20 protein-coding genes are annotated in these 25178 nt (G+C 66.9%); 14 read left to right on the top strand and 6 right to left on the bottom strand.

All coding sequences use genetic code 11. The features are described 5' to 3' along the window. The first annotated feature begins 7 nt into the window (after window positions 1–7). On the top strand, window positions 8–1870 hold the full coding sequence (locus KHP16_RS06300) for a pseudouridine synthase (RefSeq protein WP_211959761.1): 1863 nt from the start codon (window positions 8–10) through the stop codon (window positions 1868–1870). Between the two features lie 58 nt (window positions 1871–1928). On the opposite strand, the gene KHP16_RS06295 is transcribed toward KHP16_RS06300, so the two are convergent. Further along, window positions 1929–2819, bottom strand: coding sequence for a helix-turn-helix transcriptional regulator (locus KHP16_RS06295; RefSeq protein ID WP_211959760.1), 891 nt, complete (start codon window positions 2817–2819; stop codon window positions 1929–1931). A 132-nt stretch (window positions 2820–2951) separates the two neighbouring features. On the opposite strand from KHP16_RS06295, the gene KHP16_RS06290 reads away from it, so the two are divergent. After that, window positions 2952–4424 carry an MFS transporter gene (locus KHP16_RS06290; RefSeq protein WP_115952181.1) on the top strand — a complete coding sequence of 491 codons (1473 nt, stop codon included), beginning with the start codon at window positions 2952–2954 and terminating at the stop codon, window positions 4422–4424. Window positions 4425–4450: 26 nt separating this feature from the next. Here KHP16_RS06290 and def read toward each other — a convergent pair whose 3' ends face one another. The 4 genes from def to smc are packed head-to-tail and all read right to left on the bottom strand — an operon-like array spanning window position 4451 to window position 12097. Beyond that, a complete protein-coding gene (gene def, locus KHP16_RS06285) occupies window positions 4451–4984 on the bottom strand; it encodes a peptide deformylase (protein ID WP_115952180.1) in 534 nt (177 codons plus the stop codon). A gap of 15 nt (window positions 4985–4999) precedes the next feature. Continuing rightward, a complete protein-coding gene (gene ligA, locus KHP16_RS06280; protein ID WP_211959759.1) occupies window positions 5000–7129 on the bottom strand; it encodes an NAD-dependent DNA ligase LigA in 2130 nt (709 codons plus the stop codon). Window positions 7130–7139: 10 nt separating this feature from the next. Continuing rightward, on the bottom strand, window positions 7140–8582 hold the full coding sequence (locus tag KHP16_RS06275) for a cell division protein ZipA C-terminal FtsZ-binding domain-containing protein (RefSeq protein WP_211959758.1): 1443 nt from the start codon (window positions 8580–8582) through the stop codon (window positions 7140–7142). Then, window positions 8582–12097 carry a chromosome segregation protein SMC gene (gene smc, locus KHP16_RS06270; RefSeq protein ID WP_109581258.1) on the bottom strand — a complete coding sequence of 1172 codons (3516 nt, stop codon included), beginning with the start codon at window positions 12095–12097 and terminating at the stop codon, window positions 8582–8584. Before smc ends, KHP16_RS06275 begins: the two co-directional genes overlap by 1 nt. A gap of 323 nt (window positions 12098–12420) precedes the next feature. Between smc and KHP16_RS06265 the strand changes: the two genes are divergently transcribed. The 8 genes from KHP16_RS06265 (at window position 12421) to KHP16_RS06230 (ending at window position 20658) form a co-directional block, all read left to right on the top strand. After that, a complete protein-coding gene (locus KHP16_RS06265) occupies window positions 12421–13224 on the top strand; it encodes a ferritin-like domain-containing protein (protein ID WP_109581259.1) in 804 nt (267 codons plus the stop codon). Between the two features lie 79 nt (window positions 13225–13303). Next, a complete protein-coding gene (dapC, locus tag KHP16_RS06260) occupies window positions 13304–14503 on the top strand; it encodes a succinyldiaminopimelate transaminase (protein ID WP_115952855.1) in 1200 nt (399 codons plus the stop codon). A 79-nt stretch (window positions 14504–14582) separates the two neighbouring features. Beyond that, complete coding sequence (gene dapD / locus KHP16_RS06255) at window positions 14583–15410, top strand: 2,3,4,5-tetrahydropyridine-2,6-dicarboxylate N-succinyltransferase (protein ID WP_115952177.1); 828 nt, start codon at window positions 14583–14585, stop codon at window positions 15408–15410. A gap of 20 nt (window positions 15411–15430) precedes the next feature. Then, window positions 15431–15835, top strand: a complete 405-nt coding sequence (locus KHP16_RS06250) for a hypothetical protein (RefSeq protein ID WP_179592978.1) — start codon at window positions 15431–15433, stop codon at window positions 15833–15835. Beyond that, window positions 15832–16179, top strand: coding sequence for an arsenate reductase (locus tag KHP16_RS06245; protein ID WP_211959757.1), 348 nt, complete (start codon window positions 15832–15834; stop codon window positions 16177–16179). The genes KHP16_RS06250 and KHP16_RS06245 overlap by 4 nt, the downstream gene beginning before the upstream one ends. A 43-nt stretch (window positions 16180–16222) precedes the next feature. Continuing rightward, a complete protein-coding gene (gene dapE, locus KHP16_RS06240; RefSeq protein ID WP_211959756.1) occupies window positions 16223–17374 on the top strand; it encodes a succinyl-diaminopimelate desuccinylase in 1152 nt (383 codons plus the stop codon). Between the two features lie 15 nt (window positions 17375–17389). Then, complete coding sequence (prmB, locus tag KHP16_RS06235; protein WP_121490993.1) at window positions 17390–18292, top strand: 50S ribosomal protein L3 N(5)-glutamine methyltransferase; 903 nt, start codon at window positions 17390–17392, stop codon at window positions 18290–18292. A gap of 200 nt (window positions 18293–18492) precedes the next feature. After that, the gene (locus tag KHP16_RS06230) at window positions 18493–20658 is read left to right on the top strand and encodes a TonB-dependent siderophore receptor (RefSeq protein ID WP_211959755.1); all 2166 of its coding nucleotides are present in this window, start codon (window positions 18493–18495) and stop codon (window positions 20656–20658) included. A gap of 120 nt (window positions 20659–20778) precedes the next feature. Here KHP16_RS06230 and KHP16_RS28305 read toward each other — a convergent pair whose 3' ends face one another. Beyond that, window positions 20779–21351: an RcnB family protein gene (locus KHP16_RS28305; RefSeq protein WP_244835656.1), complete on the bottom strand. Its 573-nt coding sequence runs from the start codon at window positions 21349–21351 to the stop codon at window positions 20779–20781. Between the two features lie 324 nt (window positions 21352–21675). Between KHP16_RS28305 and KHP16_RS06220 the strand changes: the two genes are divergently transcribed. From KHP16_RS06220 to KHP16_RS06205, 4 genes are all read left to right on the top strand, one after another. Beyond that, the gene (locus KHP16_RS06220) at window positions 21676–22431 is read left to right on the top strand and encodes a FadR/GntR family transcriptional regulator (protein ID WP_109581265.1); all 756 of its coding nucleotides are present in this window, start codon (window positions 21676–21678) and stop codon (window positions 22429–22431) included. After that, window positions 22431–23465 (top strand): L-idonate 5-dehydrogenase, encoded by a 1035-nt coding sequence (locus KHP16_RS06215; protein ID WP_211959754.1) that lies wholly within the window; start codon window positions 22431–22433, stop codon window positions 23463–23465. The genes KHP16_RS06220 and KHP16_RS06215 overlap by 1 nt, the downstream gene beginning before the upstream one ends. Before the next feature lie 127 nt (window positions 23466–23592). After that, window positions 23593–24540 carry a sialic acid TRAP transporter substrate-binding protein SiaP gene (locus KHP16_RS06210; protein ID WP_415831207.1) on the top strand — a complete coding sequence of 316 codons (948 nt, stop codon included), beginning with the start codon at window positions 23593–23595 and terminating at the stop codon, window positions 24538–24540. Window position 24541: 1 nt separating this feature from the next. Next, window positions 24542–25165, top strand: a complete 624-nt coding sequence (locus KHP16_RS06205; RefSeq protein WP_121490996.1) for a TRAP transporter small permease — start codon at window positions 24542–24544, stop codon at window positions 25163–25165. Window positions 25166–25178: the final 13 nt, after the last annotated feature.

Here is a 25178-nt window from a genome sequence, read left to right as displayed (position 1 = left end):
ACCCAATATGACCGATAGCAAAACGCCCGGGCGCAAGACGCTGGGCATCAAGACTTCCACCTCCTCCGAACCCGCGAAGAAGGCGACGCGGCCTGTGCGCGTGTCCGACCTCAATCGCAAGCGGGTGCAGGCGGTGCAGGAGGGGATCAAGCAGGCGAAGGAGAAGGCGGGCGCTGGGAAGCGGAAGCCCCAGACGGGTCAGGGGGACGAGGGCCGGGCGCCGCGCCGGTTCGAGGGCGACTCGCGTCCGCCTCGGCGCGATGGCGATGACCGTCCGCCCCGTCGCTATGGCGACGATGCCGGTCGTCCGCCGCGCCGCTTCGATGGCGACTCGCGCCCTCCGCGCCGCGAGGGCGACGATCGGCCGCCTCGTCGCTACGGCGACGATGCCGGTCGTCCGCCGCGCCGGTTCGATGGCGACTCGCGCCCTCCGCGCCGCGAGGGCGATGACCGCGCGCCCCGTCGCTATGGCGACGACGTCGGTCGTCCGCCGCGCCGGTTCGATGGCGACTCGCGCCCGCCGCGCCGCGAGGGCGATGACCGCGCGCCTCGTCGCTACGGCGACGATGCCGGTCGTCCGCCGCGCCGGTTCGATGGCGACTCGCGCCCTCCGCGCCGCGAGGGCGATGGCCGCGCGCCCCGTCGCTACGGCGACGATGCCGGTCGTCCGCCGCGCCGCTTCGATGGCGACTCGCGTCCTCCGCGCCGCGAGGGCGATGACCGTCCGCCGCGTCGCTACGGCGACGATGCCGGTCGTCCGCCGCGCCGGTTCGAGGGCGACTCGCGTCCGCCTCGGCGCGAAGGCGATGACCGCCCGCCTCGCCGGTTCGACGGCGACTCGCGCCCGCCGCGCCGTGAAGGCGACGACCGCCCGCCGCGTCGCTATGGCGACGACGAAGGTCGCGCGCCGCGCAGGTTCGAGGGTGATTCGCGTCCGCCTCGGCGTGAGGGCGACAACCGCCCGCCTCGGCGGGATGCGGAGCGGAGTGCGGGGACGCGCGAGCGGCGGTTCAGTGATGGCGCGGACCGTGCCCGCCCCGCCCCGCGCGCAACGGACGCGCCGCGCGTCGAGGAACACGCGGCCGCGCGCGCCGAGGACGATGGTCTCGTGCGGTTGTCCAAGCGCATGTCCGAACTCGGCTTATGCTCCCGGCGTGAAGCCGACGAATGGATCCCCCGTGGCTGGGTGCTCGTGGACGGCAAGCCCGTGACCGAGCTCGGCACGCGCATTCGCCCGGATGCCGAGATCGAGATCCTGCAGGCCGCGCGCTCCGAGCAAGGCGAGCGGGTCACCGTGCTGCTGAACAAGCCCGTGGGCTACGTGTCAGGCCAGGCCGAGGACGGCTACGAGCCCGCGGCGGTGCTGTTTGCCCCCGAGAACCAGTGGGAGGACGACCCCACGCGCAAACGCTTTGCCCCGTGGCAACGCAAGAACCTCGCGCCGGCGGGGCGGCTGGACATCGACTCCACCGGCCTGCTCGTGCTGACGCAGGACGGCCGCGTCGCGCGCGCGCTGATCGGCGACGACTCGACGGTCGAGAAAGAATACCTCGTGCGCGTGGTATGGCAATCGCCGCAGGGCGATGTCGAACGCAACATCAGCGAGGTCTTCCCCGCCGAGCAGCTCGAGCTCCTGCGACATGGCTTGTCGCTCGATGGCGTGGTGCTCAAGCCCGCCAAGGTCAGCTGGCAGAACGAGGAGCAGTTGCGCTTCGTGCTGCGTGAGGGCCGCAAGCGTCAGATTCGGCGGATGTGTGAGCAGGTGGGGCTCAAAGTCGTCGGCCTGAAGCGCGTGCGCATGGGCCGCATCGTCCTGGGCGACCTGCCCGTCGGGCAGTGGCGATTCCTTGGACCGTTCGAGAAGTTCTGATGTCTGGATAGACGGCCCGCTCCCCGCGGGAGAGGGGAGCCAACCGGTGGTGAACGGGCTACACGATCGCCGGCAGCCGCGACAGGCCCTGTTCGCTGGCCTCATCCATCGGCACATACACCAGCATCCGCACCCCATTCCGCGGCGACGACCACCAGTTGTTGCTGTGGAGGTTCAGCACCCCGGTCTCGGGGTGGAAAAAGCGTTTGGTCTGGTTCTCGAAGCCCCGCACCTGATACCGGGGCCATAGTTCGCTGAAGGTCTGCGACACCGCCATATACCGCTGCAACGCGGCCTGCCAGACCGGATCGTGCGTATGCTCGGCCATCTGCGCGCGGAACAGTGCGACCATCGCGGTCACCATGCCTTCCCAATCGACGACGACCGATTTCCAGCCAGGCTGGGTAAGTGACAGGTAGAGGCAGTTGCGGTCTTCGGGCGGCACGCGGGACAGATCCATGCCCACAAGCCTGCAATACGCGTCGTTGAACCCCAGGATATCGAACCGCGTGTTCTCCACCAACGCCGGCAACGGACTCAACTGGTCGAGAATGCGCTGCGTCGCGGGCGAGACCACCTCGCACGGTGCCTTGACCAGAGGCGGCCTGGGCATGCCCGCCAGCACGAACAGATGCTCGGTTTCCGACTCGCTGCATTGCAGGGCCGAGGCGACCGCGGACAGCACCTTGGTGGACACGCGAATCGGCCGTCCCTGTTCGAGCTTCGTGTACCACGTGATGCCGATATCGGCGAGCGCCGCGACCTCCTCGCGCCGGAGGCCCGGCGTCCGCCGCCGCCCCATGCGACCGAGGCCCATGGCCGAGGGATCGAGGCTTTCGCGGCGGGCGCGGAGGAATGCGCCGAGTTCCAGCGAACGGCTGTCACCGGGCGAATCGATGCCATCTTCAGCCAGATCGACAGGGTCGAGGATGCCGGGGCGCGCAGTCATGGGGACACTCCTGAAACCAAGGGTCAACGCGTAGGCTGACACAATTTATACCAGTCTAGGCTGGGCTCTTGTACCAGTCTAGGCGACCTCCGATACTACCGCACATCGCATTGCGACCGCAGGTATACCCCAATGAATACGCCCTCCTCTCCCTCGCTGGCGAAAGCCGGCCTCTACGTGCTGCTGGCAGGCCAACTACTGCCGCAGATCGATTTCTCGATCGTCAACGTGGCCCTCAACGCCATCGAACAGTCGCTGCACGCAACCGCCACCGAGCTCGAACTGATGGTCGCCGTCTACGGCGTGGCCTTCGCCGTGTGCCTCGCCATGGGCGGCCGCCTCGGCGACAACTTCGGCCGCCGCCGGGTGTTCAACGCCGGCGTGCTGCTGTTCGGCATCGCGTCCCTGCTCTGTGGTATCGCCGATTCCATGCTCATGCTGCTCGCCGCCCGCGTGCTGCAGGGCGCCGCCGCCGCGCTGCTCGTGCCGCAGATTCTCGCGACGATTCACGTGGGCCTGCGCGGCCACGCGCATTCCCGAGCCATCGCGTTGTTCGGGTCGGTCAGCGGCATCGCGTTCATCATCGGGCAGGTGCTCGGCGGCGTGCTGGTCTCCGCCGATATCGCCGGCCTGGGCTGGCGCAGCGCGTTTCTGATCAACCTGCCCGTCTGCGCGGCCATCCTCGTGCTGTCGCCGCGGCTGATCCCCGAGACGCGCCGGGAAAACGCGTTTGGCATCGACGTGCCGGGCACCGCGATCCTCGCGGTGATCATCATCGCTATCCTCGTGCCGCTCGCCATGGGCCCCACGATGCATTGGTCGTGGCCCCTGCTCGCGACGATGGCCGCCGCCGTGCTGCTCATCGCGCTGCTGTGGCGCGTGGAACTGCGCCAGGAACGCCTGGGCCGGCACCCCCTGCTGCCGCCCTCGCTCATGCGCCTGCCGAGCGTGCGCTTCGGCCTGACCATCGCCATCCTGCTGTTCACGAGCTGGAGCGGCATGATGTTCGTGCTGGCACTCGCGCTGCAATCGGGCGCGCACCTCACGCCGACGCAATGCGGCAACGCGTTCATCGCGCTCGGCACCGCGTACTTCATCTGCGCGGTGCTCAGCGCGCGCATCGTCGCGGCGATCGGCCGCACGCGTACGCTCATCGCCGGATGCTCGCTTCATATCGTCGGCATGCTGGCGCTGTGCTACACGCTGCATCATGTGTGGCCGCATCCCGACTGGATGGACCTTGCACCGCCGACCATCGTGATCGGCTTCGGCAATGCACTGATGGTGGGTTGCTTCTATCGGATCGGGCTGGCGGATATTCCGGCCGATCACGCGGGCGCGGGGAGCGCGATGCTGGCGACGATGCAGCAGGCGTCGTTCGGTCTGGGATCGGCGTTGCTGGGGACGGTGTTCGCGCAGGTGTTGCATCACCATGCGGCGGGCAATGCCGGTACGTCCACGTTCGTGCCGGCTGCGTACCTCGAAGCCACGCTGGCGGGGCTGGTCGCGGAGCTCGCGTTGATCGCGCTGCTGCTGGCGGCGGCGGTGCGCTACCACGCGCGGCATGGGCAGCCGGTGCTGGCCCCCGCCGCCCAGTCGTCTTGATGAGTCCTCGGGATTAGTCCTCGGGATTAATCGTCATAATCCGCGGGCAATTCAGGAAAGAGGACTTCGGTGAAGCCAAAGCGCGAGAAGTCCTCGATCCGCATCGGGTACAGCACCCCGAGCAGGTGGTCGCACTCGTGCTGCACGACGCGCGCATGAAAGCCGTCCGCGACGCGCTCGATGCGATGGCCTTCGATGTCGTAGCCCGAGTACCGCAGATGCGTGTAGCGCGGCACCACGCCGCGCATGCCGGGCACCGACAGGCAGCCTTCCCAGCCCTCTTCGCGCTCTTCCGATAACGGCTCGATGACGGGATTGATCAGCACCGTCTTCGGCACCATCGGCCGGTCCGGCTGATTTGGCACGCGATCGAATCCGAAGATCACGACCTGCAGGTCCACGCCGATCTGCGGCGCGGCCAGGCCCGCGCCATTCGCGTGGGCCATCGTGTCGAACATGTCCTCGACGAGCGCACGCAGTTCGGGCGTATTGAAACGCGTCACGGGTTGCGCGACGCGCAACAGCCGCGGATCGCCCATCTTCAGGATGTCTCGAATCATCGCTCTACCTCCGGTTCAACCCGCGCCCGCTTCACGCAGCAGCGCGAGCATGCCATCCTCGTCGATCACGGCCACGCCGAGCGCCTGTGCCTTCTCGAGCTTGCTGCCCGCCTCGGCCCCGGCCACCACGTAGTCCGTCTTCTTCGACACCGAGCCCGCCACCTTGGCGCCCGCGGCCTCGAGCATCTCCTTCGCCGCCTCGCGAGAGAGCGTCGGCAGCGTGCCGGTGAGCACGAAGGTCTTGCCCGCGAACGGCGCCGGCGCGCGCGCGGCGGGTTCGCTCTCGGAGGGCGTCACGCCCGATGCCAGCAGGTCCTCGATCACCTGGCGATTGTGCTCTTCCGCGAAGAAGTTCGCGATCGACTGCGCGACCACCGGGCCAACGTCGTTGACCTCGAGCAGCGCCGCCTCGTCGGCATCCATCACCGCCTGCAGCCGGCCAAAGTGTTTGGCCAGATCCTTGGCGGTAGATTCCCCGACATGGCGAATGCCCAGTGCGAAGATGAAACGATTGAGCGCTGGCGTGCGCGAACCGTCGATGGCCGCGACGATATTGGCCGCCGACTTCTCCGCCATGCGGTCAAGCGCCGACAGTTTCATCACACCGAGCTTGTACAGATCCGCCGGCGTGCGCACGATGCCCTGATCCACGAGCTGCTCGACGAGCTTGTCGCCGAGGCCTTCGATATCCATCGCGCGGCGCTGCGCGAAATGCAGCAGCGCCTGCTTGCGCTGCGCGGCGCAGATCAGCCCGCCCGTGCAGCGCGCGATGGCCTCGCCCTCGAGCTTCTCGATATGCGAGCCACAGACCGGGCACTCGGTCGGCATCACGAACGCCCGCGCGTCGTCGGGGCGGCGTTCCGCCACCACGGCCACGACTTCAGGAATCACGTCGCCCGCGCGGCGGACGATCACGGTGTCGCCAATATGCACGTCCTTGCGGCGGACCTCGTCCTCGTTGTGCAGCGTCGCGTTGGTGACGGTGACGCCGCCAACGAACACGGGCGCCAGGCGCGCCACGGGCGTGATCGCGCCAGTGCGGCCGACCTGCACCTCGATGTCCTCGACGATCGTGGTCATCTCCTGCGCGGGAAACTTGTGCGCCAGCGCAAAGCGCGGCGCGCGCGAGACAAAGCCGAGCTGTTCCTGCTCCGCCAGCGCGTTGACCTTGTAGACCACGCCATCGATGTCGTACGGCAGCTGGGCGCGGCGCTCGCCGATCTCGCGATAGAACGCCAGCAGGCCGGGCGCGCCCTTCACCACGCGGCGCTCGGTGCAGACCGGCAACCCGAGCCGGGCGAACCCGTCCAGCATCACGCTGTGGGTGACCGGGCGATCGACGCCCCGCAACTCGCCGATGCCGTAGGCAAAGAACGACAGCGGCCGCTTCGCCGTGATGCGCGGATCGAGCTGTCGCAGGCTGCCCGCGGCCGCGTTGCGCGGATTGACGAAGGTCTTCTCGCCGGCCTCGGCCTGACGGGCGTTGAGCCTGTCGAAGTCCTCGCGGTACATGAAGACCTCGCCGCGCACCTCGAGCACTTCAGGAGCGTCCCCGCGCAGCTTGAGCGGAATGGCCTTGATCGTCCGCACGTTCGCGGTCACGTCCTCGCCGGTCTCGCCATCGCCGCGCGTGGCGGCCTGCACGAGCTTGCCGTTCTCGTAGCGCAGCGACATGGCGAGGCCATCGAACTTGAGCTCGCAGGCGTACTCCACGGCGCTATCGATCTGCTCGGCCTGACTGAACAGATCCTGCGGCGTCTCCGCAGCCGGCACGGGCGCGGCACGGCCGAGGCCTTGCGCGCAGCGGCGGTCGAAGTTGATCACGTCCTCGTCCTCGAAGCCGTTGTTCAGCGACAGCATCGGCACACGATGGCGCACGGCATCGAACGCGGCGAGCGGCGCCCCGCCCACGCGCTGCGTCGGCGAGTCGTCGGTCAGCAGTTCGGGATGCTCGGTCTCGAGCGCCTGGAGTTCGCCGAACAGCGCGTCGTATTCCGCATCGGGAATGGTCGGCGCGTCGAGCACGTAATACTGGTAGCTATGGCGATCGAGTTCCTCGCGCAGCCACTGCACGCGCTCCGCGGGCGAAGAAACGCCAGCCGGCGCGGAGGCCGATGCCTGCGCGCCACGGGTATTTCCGGTCATCGTGGCGCTCCTACAGGCTGAACAGGCGCTGCGCCACAGGCGAGCCGGCGGGCATGCCGCGCGCCTCGAGCTTGTCGTACAGCTTTTCCAGCTGCCCGAAGATCGCGACGAACGATGCCTCCGTCAACGGGCGCATGTTGTCGTCGACGAGCTGCGCGCCCATGCGCTGGGCGAGGCTATAGCCGTACTCGCACACGGTCTTGAACGGCTTGGTCGATTGCGCGGAAACGGGCACGTCCAGCAGCAGCGTGATCTGGCGACCGGCATTGATCGTCAGGTCGTCGCGCAGGAAGTTCGTGTCGCCGAACTGCAGCGTGAACAGCGGACGCTGGACGCCATCGCTATCGGCCTGGTAGCGCGAGAAACGCGTGCCGTCGCGCGACAGCACGAGGCCATCCTGCGTGGCGACGTTCTGCACGTACGCGGCCGACCATGGGGCGCCGTCGGAGATCACGTTGACGCCGAGCTGCACGTCGCAACCCGCGGCAAACCCGTCGAGCTCGCGTGCGTTGGCCACGGTCTCGGTCATGTCGGGCAGCTCGGCCGATGCGTCGAGCGCCTCGGCGAGCGCCTCCACCGCGTTGACGAACTCCGAGAATTCCAGCGCATTGAGCGGGCCGCTGCGGTTGGCCAGCTGCACGGCCACCTGCAGGTCTTCGTACTGGTGGCCCGCGGTCACGGGCTCCCACGCATTGACTTCGGCGCGCAGGCCTTCGATATGGACCTGCTTGGTGCCGGCGCGGCGCAGGCGCCCCGTCAGCGGCAGGATGCGGTCGCCCGACGCCTTGCGCTCCAGGTGCATCGGCACGATGCAGTCGATCAGCGGATCGATCACGGCGGGCGATGGCTGGCCGTCGAGCGGCGACGGTTCGGATTTCGGTTCCGGCTTCAGGCTCGCGGTGCCCAGCTGCGGCGACGGTTGCGCCTCGGCGGCGGTGGTCGCAGCGTTCGCTGCCGCGAGCGCGGCGGCATCCTTGTCCTCCGCGACGGCGGTACCTGTGTCCGCGTCTTCGGCGGGATGAGCGGCGTCCGCGGCATGCGCCGGCTCACCGGGCTTGCGCGTCACGGCCGAGGCGTTGGCCACCTCCTCCGCGACGGCTTCGTCGGCATCGGCGCCGGCGGCCGCGGCATGGGCGGCATGCGCGGCCACCGCGGCCTCGCTGGCGTCGGCGTCCTGCACCGCCCCGGCACCGACGGATACGGCCGCGCCCTTGCCGGCGCCGCCAAGCGTCGGCTCACGGCGCGAGACATGCTCGGGCGGCGTCTCCTGCAGCCTGGCGGCGGTCTCGGGCCGCACGGTCTTGCCCACCACCGGCTCGCGCATCGGCGGCAGGTCGTCTTCCGGCATCAGCGGGCGCACGCGGCGCGATTTGTGGATTTGCCAACGGTTGTACGCCACCAGCAACAGCAGCAATACGACACCGGCGATGATCAGGGCATTCTGCAGTTCCATCAGGCGGCCTCCGCCATCGATACCGCTGCGTCCATATCCACCGCGACGATGCGCGATACGCCCTGCTCCTGCATCGTCACGCCGATGAGCTGATGGGCCATTTCCATTGCAATCTTGTTGTGCGAGATGAACACGAACTGCGTCTTGTCCGACATGCGCGCCACCATGTTCGCGTAGCGCTCGGTGTTCGCGTCGTCGAGCGGCGCGTCCACTTCGTCGAGCAGGCAGAACGGTGCGGGGTTGAGCTGGAACATCGCGAACACCAGCGCGATCGCGGTCAGCGCCTTCTCGCCACCGGACAGCAGGTGAATGGTCGAGTTCTTCTTGCCGGGCGGCTGCGCCATGACCTGCACGCCGGCGTCGAGGATTTCTTCGCCCGTCATGATGAGGCGGGCCTGGCCGCCACCGAACAGCGACGGGAAGAGCTCGCCGAAATGATGGTTGACCTGGTCGAACGTGCCTTGCAGCAGCGCGCGCGTTTCCTGATCGATCTTGGCGATCGCGTCCTCCAGCGTGTTGATCGCATCGTTGAGGTCGGCGGACTGCGCATCGAGGAACGTCTTGCGTTCGCGCGCGGCGGCCAGCTCGTCCAGTGCGGCCATGTTCACCGGGCCGAGCGCGTTGATCGCGTTATTGAGGCGCGTGACTTCGCCTTGCAGGTACGACGGCTTGAGATCGCCCGTGAGCTTGTCGGCGAGCGCGGCCTCATCGACTTCGGCCGTGGTCAGCTGCTCGCTGAACTGCTCCTGATTCAGGCGCGCGGCCTGTTCCTTGAGCTGGTACTCGGTGATGCGGTCGCGCAGCGGCTGCAGGCTGCGCTCGGCGGCCAGCCGCTGCTCGTCATAGGTGCGCAGCTGCGCGGACAACGCGTCGAGTTCGATGCGCGCGGCCGACAGCTTCTCTTCCTTCTCCGCGCGGATTTCGAGCGCTTCCTGCAGGCCCGTGTGCGCGGTTTGTTCGTTGATCGTCTCGAGTTCCGCGCGGGCGTTCTCGAGCGATTCGGCGATACGTTCCGACTGGTCGGCCGCCATCTGGATATTGCGGCGCAGTTCGTCGATGCGGCCCGACAGGTTGCGCTCGGCAAAGAGGGCTTCCTGCGCGGCGCGCTCGAAATCGCGCAACTGGTTTCGCGCGGACGCCAGCTTCGTGTCGAGCGCGTCGAAGGCCATCTGCTGGTCCTCGTGCGCGGCCTGCAGGTCCGCGAGCGCGGCGTCGTGCTGCTCGAACGCGGCCTCCGATTCGGCGCGCACCGCGCGCTGCTCCTCGATCTGCGCCATGATCTCGGCGAGTTCGTCGCGGATCTGGCCGCTACGCGCGGAGAAGCGTTCCATCGCCTGCGACAGCTTGAGCACGTCCATCTGCAGCGCATGCACGCGGCGCGTGGCCTGCTCGGCGCGGCCACGTGCTTCGCTCAGGGCCTGACTCGCCTGCGTGTACGCGGACTCCGCGCGCACGGCCTGGCTCTTCGCTTCGTCGGACAGCAGCATCTGCGCGCGCACCTGCTTCTGCAGGTTCTCGATCTCCTGCTCGCGCGCGAGCATGCCCGCCTGTTCCGAATCGGCGGCATAGATCTGGATCGCATTGCGGCCGATCAGGTGACCTTCCGCCACGACGAACGACGCGCCGTCGGGCAGCGTCTGGCGCGCGGCCATCGCCTGGGCGATGTCGGTCGCGGTGTAGATGTCGGCGAGCCAGTCCTGCATGACCGCGCGGATGCCGGGCTCGGTGATCTGCACGAGCGACATCAGCGGACGCAAGCCGGCCGGTGCCTCGATCGGGCGGGCGGCGGGCGGCGGCGTGTAGAACGCCAGCTTGGCCGGCGGCGCATCCGAGAGGAACGCCTTGACCCAGTCGAGGTTCGACACCTCGAGCGCCGCGAGCTTTTCGCGCAGCACGGATTCGAGCGCGTTTTCCCAGCCCGGCTCGATATGGACCTTCTTCCAGAGCCGCGGCAGTTCCGCCAGACCATGGCGTTCCAGCCAGGGCTGGACCTTGCCGTCCGTCTGCACGTTTTCCTGCAGCTGCCGCAGCGCGGCCAGGCGCGCCTCCAGCGAGGCAATCGCGGCGGCTTCGCTCTGCACGCGTTCCTGCGCGGCTCGGCGTTCGGCATCGAGGCGCGGCACGCTGTCCTCGCTGTCCATCAGCACGGCCTGCGCTTCCTCGAGCATCGCTTCCTGCTCGGCGAGTTCCTCGCGCTGCTGTTCCAGGCGGGTTTCGTCCGGACGATCGAGGCCCTTTTCCTCGAGCGACAGGCGTTCGCGGCGCTGCTCGAGCTGCTGGAGCATCTGGTCCGCGTTGCGCTGCTGCGCGGCTTCGAGCTTCAGCGTCTGCTCGGCCTGCGCGATCCCCGTGCGTTGTTCGTTGAGGCGCTGCTGCGCCTCGCGCCATTGCGCTTCGAGCGTCGGCAGTTCGTCGGTCTTCTGCGCGACGGCCTCCTGCGCTTCCACGGTGCGGCCCTCGGCCACGGCGAGGTTTTCCTCCGCCTGCGCGAGTTCGTCGGTGGCCTGTTCGGCCTTGCCCTGCCATTGGTCGCGTTGCGCGGTGAGCGCGGCGATCTGGGCCTGCACGCGATTGCGCGATTCCACGACGAAGCGGATCTCGGCCTCGAGCTTGCTGACCGTTGCATTGGCTTCGTACAGCGCGCCCTGCGCGGCGTGCATGCCGTCCGACGCGGTGTAATGCGCCGCGCGCATCGTCTCGAGTTCGGCCTCGACATGGCGCAGCTGCGCCGTCTGGGCTTCCAGATCGATCTGCGCCTGCTCGATGGCGCGCTGGTGGCGTTCCTGCTCGGCCTGCGCTTCGCGCTTGCGCAGCAGCCACAGCAGATGCTGCTTCTCTTCGCCTTCCGCCTGCAGCGTCTTGAAGCGCTGCGCCACCTCGGCCTGCCCTTCGAGCTTGTCGAGGTTGGTGCCGAGCTCGCGCAGGATGTCTTCCACGCGCGTCAGGTTCTCGCGCGTGTCGGAGAGACGGTTCTCGGTTTCGCGGCGGCGTTCCTTGTACTTGGACACCCCCGCGGCTTCCTCGAGGAAAATCCGCATGTCGTCGGGCTTGGCCTCGATGATCCGCGAGATCATGCCCTGCCCGATGATCGCGTACGCGCGCGGACCGAGACCGGTCCCGAGGAAGATGTCCTGGATGTCGCGGCGGCGAACGGGCTGGTTGTTGATGTAGTACGACGAGGTGCCGTCGCGCGTCAGCACGCGCTTGACCGCCACTTCCGCGTACTGGCTCCACTGGCCGGCGGCGCGGCCCTCGGCGTTGTCGAACACGAGTTCGACGCTCGCCCGGCCGGCCTGCTTGCGCGCCGTGGAACCGTTGAAGATGACGTCCTGCATGGACTCGCCACGCAGCTCGGACGCGCGTGATTCGCCCAGCACCCAGCGCACGGCATCAATGATGTTCGATTTGCCGCAGCCGTTGGGACCGACGATGCCGACCAGTTGGCCCGGCACTTGAAAATTGGTGGGATCGACGAAGGACTTGAAGCCCGCCAGCTTGATCGATGACAGTCGCACGTTGTCGTGTGGTTTTCGGCGTTACGGATGGGAATGCGGGCGGGCGCGGTGTGCGTGTGGATTAACATCCACTTTCACCCTGTGTCGCCCGGCGGAATGGCGACAATCATACCATCGCGAAACGCCCCGCCGGCCGCTTTATCCACCGTTGCGCGCGGCATGAAAACCCGAACGGGCATATGGGAAAAGCGTTGTACATCCGCGACTTGCGCGCAATGCTTGATCCAGTCTCTAGAAGTAGAATGGGCGACACGAGATTGTCACAGTGGCAATTCGGACCGAAACTTCTTAGGGTTACGCCTGAGACAACATGGAGAAGTCACATGACGTGGTCGGTGGATGAAATCGATTACGGTGCAATCGACGTGTCGCGCGTGCGGCCAAACCGCACGCTGTTCTATCTGCTGACCTCCGCCTCCTACATGGAGAGCGGCTCCGATACCTATGCGGGCAATCTCGCGCGCCATTACGCGGATACGCCCGAGGCGGCCGGCTGGCTCAGGCAGCACTGGGAGCGGGAGGAATTGCAGCACGGCCTCGCGCTGCGCCGTTATGTGGAGCATGTGTGGCCCGAGTTCGACTGGGAGGCCGGCTACGCGCAGTTCTTCGGCGAATACGAGAAGACCTGCAACGACGACAACCTCGAGTCCTCGCGCGCGCTGGAAATGGCGGCGCGATGCGTCGTGGAAACCGGTACGGCGTCCTACTACCGCGCGCTCGAAGCCGCGAGCGACGAACCGGTGCTGCGGGATCTCTCCCGCCGGATTTCCAGCGACGAGGTCCGCCATTACAAGCATTTTTTCCGCTACTTCAACGATCTGAACGGCCGCGAGCGCCAGGGCCGGTTCAAGGTGCTGGGCGTGCTGGCGCGCCGGCTGCTCGAGATCAAGAACGACGACGCGGAGATCGCGCTGCGCAATATCCTCCGCGTGGAGCGCGGCCGGGACGACATCCCCGCCGCGGAAGTGGCGGCGCTCAATTCCCAGTGCAGCACGGTGGTGAGGCGCAACCTGCCCATCGAGATGACGATCAAGATGCTGCTCCGGCCGCTGCATCTGCATGCGCGCGTCGAGCGCTTCGTGCATCGCCCGCTCGTGGCGATGGTCTCGCTGGCGATCCTGCGCTAGCACCGCGGCGGCGCGGTAGGAGCGGGGTCGGCATTCCTTTATAATGCTGCGTTTCCACCGCATGCACTGCTACGCCACCGTGAATCCGCGCCTCGACCTGCTCCAGACCTATCCTTTCGAGAAACTGCGCGCGCTGGTGGCGGACGTCAAACCCGCCGAGGTCCCGGCGATCAGCTTCGGCATCGGCGAACCCAAGCACCCGACCCCGCAGTTCATCAAGGACGCGCTGCTCGAATCGCTGGGCGGCCTCGCCGTGTACCCGAGCACGATCGGCTCCGATGGACTGCGCCAGGCCGTCGCGCGCTGGCTCGAGCGCCGCTACCACCTGCCCGCGGTCGACGCACTGACGCAGGTGCTGCCCGTCGCGGGCTCGCGCGAGGCGCTGTTCTCGTTCGCGCAGACCGTGATCGATGCCTCGCGGCCGAACCCGCTGGTCGTGTGCCCGAACCCGTTCTATCAGATCTATGAAGGCGCGGCGCTGCTCGCCGGCGCGCGCCCGGTTTTCGCGAACAGCGACCCCGCGCGCAACTTCGCGCCGGCGTTCGAACAGATTCCCGACTCCGCATGGGCCGACGTCCAGTTGCTGTACGTGTGCTCGCCGGGCAATCCGACCGGCGCCGTGATGTCGCTCGACGACTGGAAGCAGCTGTTCGCGCTGTCCGATCGCCACGGCTTCGTGATCGCGTCCGACGAGTGCTACTCCGAGATCTATTTCGACGAGGCCAACCCGCCGCTGGGCGCGCTGGAAGCCGCGCACAAGCTGGGCCGCGGCTTCGAACGGCTCGTCATGTTCTCGAGCCTGTCCAAGCGCTCGAACGTGCCGGGGCTGCGTTCGGGCTTCGTCGCCGGCGATCCGTCGCTGCTGAAGAAATTCCTGCTGTACCGCACGTACCATGGCACCGCGATGAGCGCGTCCGTGCAGGCGGCCAGCGTGGCTGCGTGGAACGACGAAGTGCACGTGCGCGACAACCGCACCGCGTACGTCGAGAAATTCCGCGAGGTCACGCCCATGCTGTCGGAAGTGCTGGACGTGAAGCTGCCCGATGCCGCGTTCTACCTGTGGGCCGACGTGTCGCGCACGGGCCTGTCGGATACCGAGTTCGCGCGGCGCCTGCTTGCCGCGCAGAACCTGACGGTTTTGCCCGGCAGCTTCCTCGCGCGCGACGCGCATGGCGTGAATCCCGGCGTCAATCGCGTGCGCATGGCGCTTGTGGCCACGCCGGACGAATGCCGCTCCGGCGCGCGCCGTATCGTCGAGTTCTGCAAATCGCTCGGCTGAGCGGAATCCCCCTTCTTCGCGATGCCGCGCGGCATCGCACCGATCCTCAACATTACGAACGCAAGAGCGAGAAAACATCATGACGCAAGCACTGCAAGCCCTGATCGACCAGGCCTGGGAAGACCGCGCAAGCCTGTCGCCGAAGTCGGCCCCGAACGATATCCGCGAGGCCGTGGCGAACGTGATCTCGCAACTGGACTCGGGCGCGCTGCGCGTGGCCGAGAAGCAAGGCAAGGAGTGGATCGTCAACCAGTGGGTCAAGAAGGCCGTGCTGCTGTCGTTCCGCCTGGAAGACAACGCGCCGATGAGCGCCGGCGGCTTTGCCCAGTTCTACGACAAGGTGCCGACCAAGTTCGCCAACTGGTCCGCCGAAGACTTCGCCAAGGCGGGCTTCCGCGTGGTGCCGCCCGCCGTGGCGCGCCGCGGTTCGTACATCGCCAGGAATGCCGTGCTGATGCCGTCGTACACGAACATCGGCGCGTACGTCGATGAAGGCACGATGGTCGATACGTGGGCCACGGTCGGCTCTTGCGCGCAGATCGGCAAGAATGTGCACCTGTCGGGCGGCGTGGGCATCGGTGGCGTGCTGGAGCCGCTGCAGGCCAACCCCGTCATCATCGAAGACAACTGCTTCATCGGCGCGCGTTCGGAAGTCGTGGAAGGCGTGATCGTCGAAGAGAACTCGGTGATCTCGATGGGCGTGTACCTCGGCCAGTCGACCAAGATCTACGACCGCGAAACCGGCGAGATCCATTACGGCCGCGTGCCGGCGGGCTCCGTGGTCGTTGCCGGCAACCTGCCGTCGAAGGATGGTTCGTACAGCCTGTATTGCGCCGTGATCGTGAAGAAGGTCGACGCGCAGACGCGCGCCAAGACCAGCCTGAACGACCTGCTGCGCGGCGACTGATCGCCATCGGCCGACGACTCATGGGACTGGACCCCGCTACCGTCGGCACCGTGCTGTCCCTGCTGCCGACGATTCTCGAACAGGCCAACAAGACCATCGAGAAGATCAAGAAGGCGCGGCGCAAGGACGGTACGGACGATAGCGCCGCCAATGCCGACAACGCCGACGCGGGGGGCAACCGCGCGCTCGGCGATGCCGCGCGCACGGCGGCCCGCATCGCCGAGCTCGAAGCCGCCGCGCTCCAGCAGGCGGAGGCCGTCAAGATGCTGGCCGAGCAGCACGCGATCACGATCGAGGCGCTGCGCAAGGAAGCGGCCCGCCTCGATCGCCGCCTGCGCCTGATGACGGCGGTGGCGATGGGTGGCGTGGCGCTTGGCATCGGCGCGCTCGTCATCGCCCTCAACCTCCTGCTCCGCACATCATGACTGTCCTGCTCTACGGCATTCCCAACTGCGACACCGTCAAGAAGGCCCGCACGTGGCTTACCGACCACGGCGTCGACTACACCTTTCACGACTTCAAGAAGCAAGGCGTCAGCGAAGCGATGCTGCGCGGCTGGCTGAAGCACGTGCCGCTGACCACGCTGCTCAACAAGAAGGGCAACACGTACCGCGCGCTGTCGGACGCCGACAAGGCGCTCGCCGAGAGCGAAGCCGGTGCGATCGCGCTGATGCAGCAGAGCCCTTCGCTGATCAAGCGGCCGGTGCTGGAGTCCGGCGGCAAGGTCGAAGTCGGGTTCAAGCCCGAGCAATATTCCGGCGCGTTTTGAGCTCTATACCCAAGCCCGCGTTTTTTTGCCTAGCCATATCGTCATGAATCCCACGCTCGCCCTCACCGAAGACCTGATGCGCCGCCGCTCGGTCACGCCCGCCGACGAAGGCTGCCAGGCCGTGCTCGAATCGCGCCTCAAGGCGCTCGGCTTCACCTGCGAAGCCATCGTCAGCGGACCTGACGACTTCCGCGTGACCAACCTCTGGGCGGTCAGGCGCGGCACGCGGGGCACGGACGGCAAGCTGCTCGCGTTCGCGGGCCACACCGATGTCGTGCCGACGGGCCCGCTCGACCAGTGGACGTCGGATCCGTTCCTGCCGACGCATCGTGACGGCAAGCTCTACGGCCGCGGCGCGGCGGACATGAAGACGTCGATCGCGGGCTTCGTGGTCGCCGTCGAGGAATTCGTGCAGGCGCATCCGGACCATGCCGGTTCGATCGCGTTCCTGATCACCAGCGACGAGGAAGGTCCGGCGCACGACGGCACCGTCAAGGTCGTGGAAGCGCTGCGCGCGCGCGGCGAGCGCCTGGACTACTGCGTGGTGGGCGAGCCGACCTCGGTCGATACGCTTGGCGACATGGTCAAGAATGGCCGCCGCGGTTCGCTGTCGGGCAAGCTCACCGTGAAGGGCGTGCAGGGCCATATCGCCTACCCGCACCTTGCGCGCAACCCGATCCATCTGGCCGCGCCGGCGCTGACCGCGCTCGTCGGCGAGACGTGGGACGAAGGCAATGAGTACTTCCCGCCGACCACGTGGCAGATGTCGAACATCCACGCGGGCACGGGCGCGACCAACGTGATTCCAGGTCACGTGACCATCGACTTCAACTTCCGCTTTTCCACGGCAAGCACGCCGGACGGCCTCAAGGCGCGCGTGCATGCGATTCTCGATGCGCATCAGCTCGACTACACGCTCGACTGGACGCTCGGCGGCGAGCCGTTCCTGACGCCGCGTGGCGACCTGTCGGAAGCCCTCACGGCGGCCATCGCCGCCGAGACCGGCGTGAAGACCGAGCTGTCGACGACAGGCGGTACGTCCGATGGGCGCTTCATCGCGAAGATCTGCCCGCAGGTCATCGAGTTCGGGCCGCCGAACGCGAGCATCCACAAGATCGACGAGCACGTGGAAGTCCGCTTCATCGAGCCGCTGAAGAACGTCTACCGCGGCGTGCTTGAACGTCTGATCGCCTAACCAAGATTTTGCATCATGGCCCCCACCCCTTCCCATTCTTCACTGCGCACCGTGCGCGATCTGCTGCGCTACGCGGTATCGCGCTTCCATGGGGCCAGGCTCTCGTTCGGTCATGGCAGCGCCAATGCGTATGACGAAGCCGCCTACCTGGTGCTCCATACGCTGACGCTGCCGCTGGATACGCTCGACCCGTTCCTCGACGCGCGCCTGCTGCCGGAGGAAATCGATGCGGTGCTCGCCGTGATCGAACGCCGCGTGACCGAGCGCGTGCCCGCCGCGTACATCACGCACGAGGCGTTCATGCACGGCCTGCGTTTCTACGTGGACTCGCGCGTGATCGTGCCGCGCAGTTTCGTCGGCGAACTGCTGCAGGAAGGGCTCGAGCCCTGGATCGGCGACGTGTCGCAGATCGGGCCGGTGCTCGAACTCTGCACGGGCTCGGGTTGCCTGCCCATCATCGCGGCGCACGTCTGGCCCGCGGCCCATATCGATGCGGTGGACCTGTCGCCGGACGCGCTTGCCGTCGCACGCCGCAACGTGGCCGACTACCGCATGGAAGACCGCATCACCCTGTTCGAGGGCGACCTCTATGATCCCCTGCCGGCTGGCGCTACATACGACGTGATCCTGACCAACCCGCCCTACGTCAACGAAGCCTCGATGCGCGACCTGCCTCCCGAGTATCTGGCGGAGCCGCGCATGGCGCTGGCGGGCGGCGACGACGGCATGGACATCGTGCGCCGGATCGTCGCGGGCGCGAAAAAACGGCTCAATCCGGGCGGTGTGCTGGTTGTCGAGATCGGCAACGAGCATGCGAACGTCGAGGCCGCGTTCCCGCACCTCGAGATCGTCTGGCTGCCCGTGAGCGCCGGCGAGGAGCAGGTGTTCCTCGTAACCTACGAAGCGCTGCCCGGCTAGTTTCGTTTCACACAACAGTGGCAGGCCTGCCACGTTTCGTTGTTGCTTCTTCGTTGCAAGACGCGGTTCGCTTGACGGCGTACCGCGTCCGATAGGATCATTCGGGCCGTTACGAATCGTAATGCGAGTTGTTCTCATTGCGATTCGCCATTCGATTCTTGCCCCTGCAATTTCCTGAATTTTCCTATCTCTCCGCCGTCATGACCCTTCGCCGTTCCCCTCGCGTTCGTCCCATTGCCGCGCTCGCCCGCACTGTCGTGCTGGCCGGCTTCCCGCTCTGCGGGGCCGCGCTCGCCCAGACCGCCACGCCTGCGCCGGAAGCCGCCCTGCCGACGGTCACCGTGCAGGCGCGGCAGGACATCGATGTCGGCCCGCAGCTGGACAGGAAGGCATCGGGCGGCGCGCTCGGCAACCGCACGCAGCTGGAGACGCCGTTCTCGACGACCGTCGTGACCGGCGAAGACCTCGCCGACCGTGGCGTCACGAAGATCGGCGACGTGTTCTTCAACGATGCGTCGGTGACGGACAACAGCAACCCCGGCAACGCCTGGGCGTCGTACACGACCGTGCGCGGCCTGCAGCTGGACTGGCGCAACGCGTACAAGATCAACGGCATGCCGTTCATCGCGTACGGCCTCACGATGCCTTACGAACAGCTCGAACAGGTGGAACTGCTCAAGGGCGCGTCGGGCTTCATGTATGGCTTCGGCAATCCGGGCGGCACGGTCAATTACGTGACCAAGAAACCGACGGAGCAGTTCACCGCCAGCGTCGACCTCGGCTACCGTTCGTCGCACGTGTGGACCGAGCACGTCGACATCGGCGGACGCGCGGGTCCCGACAACATGTTCGGTTACCGCCTGAACCTCACGCACGAGGAAGGCAAGCCGAGCAACGCCGTCGGTCTGAACCGCAACACCGTGTCGCTGGGGCTCGACGCGCGCCTCACGCGAGACCTCACGTGGACGTTCGACGGCATCTATCAGGATCGCAACACCTGGGGCGGCACGCCGTCCTTCTACGTCGGCAGCATCGCCGCGAATGGCCAGCTGCCCGGCACGATCAGCGGCCGTGGCGGACTCTACGCCGGCAACGATGCGCACTTCTTCTCGAACCTGCAGGTATATCAGACCGGTCTGCGCTACAGGCTCAACGACGACTGGACCGTCAGCACCACGTACAGCTTCAGCAAGCAGTCGCGCACGCGTAACGAGTCGACGTTCTTCCTCTCGAACGCGGCCGGCGACTACACGGACCTGCGCTACGACGGCTCCGAAAGCCAGCAGTTCACGAACTGGACGACGATGGTCGAAGGCAAGTTCCGCACGGGATTCCTGCGCCATGAACTGGTCGCGGGGTTGAGCTGGCAGGAACAGATCGATCGCTACAGCAGCAACTACGTCAATACCGCGCTCCCGGGCGGCAATCTGTTCGCCCCTTATGTGGGCCAGTACTGGAGCCAGTGGGGCATGACGAAGTATCGCGCGGGCGATACCACGCAGAAGGCCGCGTTCGTCAGCGACACGATCCATATCACCGACAAGTGGTCGGTGCTTGGCGGCCTGCGCGTGACGAACTACGAGCAGAACGGCTACGGCACGCCGGGATCCGTCGGGGCCGACACCAACTACACGAAGCATGGCCTGCTCACGCCGACCGCGGCGATCATGTTCAAGCCGATGCCGAGCACGATGCTGTACGCAAGCTACGTCGAGTCCTTCGACGGCGGCGGTATCGTGTCGTCGTTCTACTCGAATGCGGGCCAGGCGCTGACGCCCGCAAAGAGCCGCCAGTACGAAGTTGGCGCGAAGACCGAACAGGGTATCTGGAACGGCACCGCGGCGCTCTTCCGCATCGAGCAGCGCACCGAGTACGGCCGCGACGCGGGCGCGGGCACGCTGCCGGTGTTCGTGCAGGACGGCAAGTCGATCTATCAGGGCGTGGAACTGGCCGCGGGCGCGCGCATCGGTTCGCAGTGGGAAGTCGGCGGCAGCGCGATGTACCTCGACAGCTACTACGATCAGGGCCAGGCCAATATCGGCAACCGCGTGGCGGGCGCGCCGAACCTGATGCTGACGGGCCGCCTCGCCTATCGCGTGCCGCTCGTGCCGGGCCTGAAGGTCGGCATCGACGGCAAGTACACGAGCACCGTCAAGGCGCGTCCGGAAGGCGACCTGACGCTCGGCGGCTATACGATCTTCAACCTCGGCGCGACCTACAACACGCGCATCGCGGGCAAGGAAGTCACGCTGCGCGCGGCGCTGAGCAACCTGACCAACAAGCGCTACTGGGGCTTCCAGTACGCGAACTACATCCAGCCCGCGGACCCGCGCGCGGTCAGCCTGAGCGCGAAAATCTCGTACTGAGTCCACATACCGGGTCCACTCGCCGGGTCCACTCCCCGGGTCCACTCCCCGGGTCCACTCCCGCGCGCGAGAAAAAAAAGGGCGCACCGCGTGCGCCCTTTTTTTCATCGCGGGGTGCGCTTATTGCGGACCGACCGAGAAGATCGTGCCATTCGACGAGACCTGATAGTAGTCGGCGCCGACGCCGACCCAGTGATGGCCCTTGCGCGGCGCGGGCAGGTCATATTGCTTGTAGTTGTCGATCACGTATTGCCGGTCGCGGAACTCGGTGGGCAGCTTGTCCCCCTTGCTCCATTTCTGCGGCGCGTACGGCGACTGCGCGCCCATCGGCGGCTGCGGCGGACGTCCGCCGCCGCTCATCGCGGGCGGCGGGCCCGGCGGGCGTTGCTGCGACATGCCGGGGTCGCCCTGCATGCCCGGACCGCCTTGCATGCCGGGACCGCCAGGACCGCCGGGACCGCCAGGACGCGTGGGACGGCCATACGCGCCGCCACCCGTAGCGGGCGGCATCGGCGTGGCCGTGGAAGGGGTGCCGCCCTGCTGGCCTGGCGACGGCATCGGACGCGGACCCATCGGCGCGGTCTGGCCGGGGACATCGCCCGGCATCTGGTTCGTCGGCTGCGCGTGGACCCACGGGGTGGCCAACAGCCCCGTGGCGACGAGAAGGGATGGTATTAACGACTTCGTTTTCATCGTGATCTCCTCACTGATGGAACGTTGGGCCGCCCGACCGGGCAACCTGAACTCAGGTTAGTAGCAAATGCGAGGCCTGATTTTCCGCATGCCTGCTTTTCCCGGGTTTTTCCGCAGCAGAGCCGCTGCGCTTCTGCGCTTTTCCGCATGACGACGGGCGGCTTCCGGGCGCCTCATGGCCCCAGTCTGTCCCGCCCCGGCTTGTAGATTTGGGAGTCCGCGTGTCAGATTGACTTGCTGCACCGCGCCACAAGTTGTTCTTGCCGATCACGAAGGTGTCTCCTACAAATTGGTCTGACCAGCTGACCTTTTGACCCATCGTCGATGCCCATCCAGCAGATCGAACCGCGTCGCCTCTACCGTCAGATCGCCGATCAGCTGCGAAGCCTGATCGAGCGTGGCGAGTTTCCCGTCGGCAAGCGGCTGCCGGCGGAGCGCGATCTTGCCGTGCAGCTGGGCGTCTCGCGGCCGTCGGTGCGTGAGGCGCTGATCGCGCTCGAGGTGGAAGGCTTCGTCGAGGTCCGCATGGGGTCGGGCATCTACGTTCGCGACGTCAGCGACATGAGCGCGACGGATCGTGCGCGCGCGGCGAGCGTCATGGCCGAATCGCCGCTCGACGTCATTCGCGCGCGCCAGACCATCGAAGGTGAAATGGCCGCGACCGCCGCGCGCCGCTGCACGCCCGCGCTACTGCAGAGCCTCGATGCGGCCATCGACATGATGGTCGAGGAGGCCGGCAGCGGACAGATCCCCGCGCGCGGAGATCGGCTGTTCCACCTTCGCATCAGCGAGGCCGCGGAGAACACGGTGCTGGTGCGGCTCGTGGCCGAATTGTTCGACGAACGGCAGAACCCGTTGTGGGCGCAGTTCGGCAATCACTTCGAGAACGCGCAGAGCTGGCACGCCGCGATCGCGGAGCACCGCGCGGTGGTCGATGCCATCGCGTCCTGCTCGCCCGATGCCGCGCGCGCGGCGATGTGCGAGCACCTCGAACTGTCGCACCAGCGCTTCTATGCGGCATGGCCCGCCGCGTCCGACGCCAGCCGTGCCGCGGTGGCATCGCTCAAGGAGACGTCGTGATGGCAACCGCATCGCTCACCTGTCATATCCACGGCAGCGAAGACCTGCGCTTTACCGAGGTCGAGGCGCCCTCACCCGGCCCAAACGATGTGCTCGTACGGCTCGGCGCGGCGGGCATCTGCGGCTCGGACCTGCACTACTTTTTCCACGGAAAGGTCGGCGCGTTCGTGATTCGCGAGCCGCTGACGCCAGGCCATGAGGCAGCGGGCATCGTCGAGGCCGTGGGGAGTGCGGTCACGCGTCTTGCGCCGGGCATGAAGGTGGCGATCAATCCGTCGCATGCATGCGGCCACTGCGATTACTGCCGCGAGGGCCGCGACAATCTCTGCCGCAATATGCGTTTTCTCGGCAGCGCGAGCGTGTATCCGCACGTGCAAGGCATGTTCCGGCAACACTTCCTGATGCACGAGCGGCAGCTCACGCCCGTGGAGAGCGACCTGTCGCTCGGCGAGCTCGCGTTCGCGGAACCGCTGTCGGTCGCGCTGCATGGCGTCAATCGCGCGGGCCCGCTGCTCGGCAAGACCGTGCTCGTGACGGGCGGCGGCACGATCGGCAGCCTCACCGTGATGGCGGCGCGGCTGGCCGGCGCGGCGCGCATTGTCGTCTGCGATATCGCGGATCGCCCGCTGGAGGTGGCGCGGGGCGTCGGCGCCGATGACACGCTTCGCGGCGATCTTGCGGCCGCGGCGGACCTGCAGGACATCGCCGATATCAGCCTCGAAGCCGCCGGCAGCCCCGGCGCGCTCGCCACCTGTCTGACGGCGACTCGCCGCGGGGGACGCATCGTGCAGATCGGCACGCTACCCGCGGAGGGTCTGCATTTTCCGGCCAATAGCGTGATGGCCCGCGAGCTCGACTACGTCGGCGCGTTCCGCTTCGGCCGCGAGTTCGACTGGGCCGTGCAGACGCTGGCGCGGCGCCGGCTCGACGTGCGTCCGCTGCTGTCCGCGCAGTTGCCGCTCGCGCGGGCCGTGGAAGCGTTTCACCTGGCGGCCGACAAGGGCCGCAGTACCAAGGTGCAGTTGACCGGCTAGCCCGGGCGAATCCCTTTCGCGTGATGGCTCGCAGAGGCCGCGTCGCGTCCACAACGAAGATCAGGAGACAACCATGATGCATCGTCGTCGGCAGTTCTCGTCGTTCGTCCTTGGGGCCGCGCTGCTGATGGCCGGCGCCGTCATGCCCGCCGCCGCGCAAACCGCGCAGGCGCCCACCAAGCTCAAGTGGGCGCACGTCTACGAGACGTCCGAGCCGTTCCACAAGTGGTCCGTGTGGGCCGCCGAGGAAATCAAGAAGCGCAGCAACGGCAAGTACCAGATCGACGTGTTTCCGGCCTCTCAGCTGGGTAAGGAAAACGACATCAATCAGGGCCTCGTGCTGGGCACGGTGGACATCATCATCTCCGGCTCCAGCTTCGCCGCCAAGTCGTTTCCGCGCATCGGCGTGACCTACTACCCGTACACGTTCCGCGATCCCGCGCACCTCGTCGCCTACACAAAGAGCGATATTTACAAGGAACTCACGCGGGGCTACGAGGAGAAGACAGGCAACCACATCGTGTCCACGACGTACTACGGCACGCGCCAGTCCACGTCGAACAAGCCGTTTTCCCACTGCGCGGAGATGAAGGGCCTGAAGATGCGCGTGCCCGACGTGCCCGCGTATCTGGCGATGCCGCGCGCGTGCGGCGTCAACACGTCGCCGATCGCGTTCGCCGAGGTCTACCTCGCGCTGCAGAACGGCACGGTGGAGGCGCAGGAGAACCCGCTCGGCACCATCGAGGCAAAGAAGTTCTACGAGGTACAGAAGTACATCGTGCTGACGGGCCATATCGTCGATCATCTCAACACCATCGTCTCCGGCGCGCTGTGGAAGAAGCTGCCCGACGCGGACAAGCAGATGTTCACCGACGTGATGCAGCAGGCCGCGGTCAAGGCGACCGAAGACGTGGCCGCGCGCGAGAAGGAGCTCGTCGATGTGTTCACGAAGAAGGGCATCACGGTGACGCAGGTCAGCGTGCCCGAGTACCGCGACGCCGTGCTCAAGAACGTGAGCTTCGAATCGCAGGGGTACCGCAAGGCCGATTGGGAAAAGATCCAGGCGGTGAAGTGACATGGCCACGCACGCCTCCAACGCGGTACGCAAGCCGGTAGAAGATCCGGCGGCCGGCCCTGCGCCCCATATGTCCTCGGTGGAGGACCTCGTCCAGAGCTTCGAGGAAGCCGACGCGCAGCCCGTCGACATCTCGGGACATGGCGTCGAGGACTGGTTCACCGTCCTGCTGTTCTGGGTCATGACGGTGCTCGTGTTCCTGCAGTTCTTCACGCGCTACGTGATGAACGACTCCCTGTCCTGGACCGAGGAACTGGCCACGTACTGCCTGATCGGCGTGGTCTTCATCGGCGCCTCGATGTGCATGCGCCGCTGCCGGCATATCCAGGTGGACCTGCTCTACCGCTATCTGCCGCACGGTGCCGCGCGCGTGCTCTCCACGCTCGTCGATATCGTGCGCACCGCGTTCTTCGCGTACGCAAGCTGGCTCGTCTGGCGCTATATCGGCATTGTGGGCGACGAACCCATGACCACGATCGACTGGAACAAGGACCACGTGTACTGGTTCGCGCTGGTGGGCTTCGTCATGATGTTCGCCCGCTCCTGTCAGGTGAGCTGGGAGAACTGGCGCCGCGGCTACTCGATCCTCGAGCGGCCACAGGCATTCGAAGCCATCGACGACTGACCCGGAGCGCGCA

Source organism: Cupriavidus plantarum (assembly GCF_905397285.1).
In the GTDB taxonomy this organism is placed as follows: domain Bacteria; phylum Pseudomonadota; class Gammaproteobacteria; order Burkholderiales; family Burkholderiaceae; genus Cupriavidus; species Cupriavidus plantarum.
This window is presented reverse-complemented; position numbering and strand designations above follow the sequence as displayed.

Excerpts from the sequence above, each read along its gene's own strand:
- KHP16_RS06300 (WP_211959761.1), top strand. The coding sequence starts at position 8 with ATGACCGATAGCAAAACGCCCGGGCGCAAGACGCTGGGCATCAAGACT.
- KHP16_RS06295 (WP_211959760.1), bottom strand. The coding sequence starts at position 2,819 with ATGACTGCGCGCCCCGGCATCCTCGACCCTGTCGATCTGGCTGAAGAT.
- KHP16_RS06290 (WP_115952181.1), top strand. The coding sequence starts at position 2,952 with ATGAATACGCCCTCCTCTCCCTCGCTGGCGAAAGCCGGCCTCTACGTG.
- def (WP_115952180.1), bottom strand. The coding sequence starts at position 4,984 with ATGATTCGAGACATCCTGAAGATGGGCGATCCGCGGCTGTTGCGCGTC.
- ligA (WP_211959759.1), bottom strand. The coding sequence starts at position 7,129 with ATGACCGGAAATACCCGTGGCGCGCAGGCATCGGCCTCCGCGCCGGCT.
- KHP16_RS06275 (WP_211959758.1), bottom strand. The coding sequence starts at position 8,582 with ATGGAACTGCAGAATGCCCTGATCATCGCCGGTGTCGTATTGCTGCTG.
- KHP16_RS06265 (WP_109581259.1), top strand. The coding sequence starts at position 12,421 with ATGACGTGGTCGGTGGATGAAATCGATTACGGTGCAATCGACGTGTCG.
- dapD (WP_115952177.1), top strand. The coding sequence starts at position 14,583 with ATGACGCAAGCACTGCAAGCCCTGATCGACCAGGCCTGGGAAGACCGC.
- KHP16_RS06250 (WP_179592978.1), top strand. The coding sequence starts at position 15,431 with ATGGGACTGGACCCCGCTACCGTCGGCACCGTGCTGTCCCTGCTGCCG.
- KHP16_RS06245 (WP_211959757.1), top strand. The coding sequence starts at position 15,832 with ATGACTGTCCTGCTCTACGGCATTCCCAACTGCGACACCGTCAAGAAG.
- dapE (WP_211959756.1), top strand. The coding sequence starts at position 16,223 with ATGAATCCCACGCTCGCCCTCACCGAAGACCTGATGCGCCGCCGCTCG.
- prmB (WP_121490993.1), top strand. The coding sequence starts at position 17,390 with ATGGCCCCCACCCCTTCCCATTCTTCACTGCGCACCGTGCGCGATCTG.
- KHP16_RS06230 (WP_211959755.1), top strand. The coding sequence starts at position 18,493 with ATGACCCTTCGCCGTTCCCCTCGCGTTCGTCCCATTGCCGCGCTCGCC.
- KHP16_RS28305 (WP_244835656.1), bottom strand. The coding sequence starts at position 21,351 with ATGAAAACGAAGTCGTTAATACCATCCCTTCTCGTCGCCACGGGGCTG.
- KHP16_RS06220 (WP_109581265.1), top strand. The coding sequence starts at position 21,676 with ATGCCCATCCAGCAGATCGAACCGCGTCGCCTCTACCGTCAGATCGCC.
- KHP16_RS06215 (WP_211959754.1), top strand. The coding sequence starts at position 22,431 with ATGGCAACCGCATCGCTCACCTGTCATATCCACGGCAGCGAAGACCTG.
- KHP16_RS06210 (WP_415831207.1), top strand. The coding sequence starts at position 23,593 with ATGGCCGGCGCCGTCATGCCCGCCGCCGCGCAAACCGCGCAGGCGCCC.
- KHP16_RS06205 (WP_121490996.1), top strand. The coding sequence starts at position 24,542 with ATGGCCACGCACGCCTCCAACGCGGTACGCAAGCCGGTAGAAGATCCG.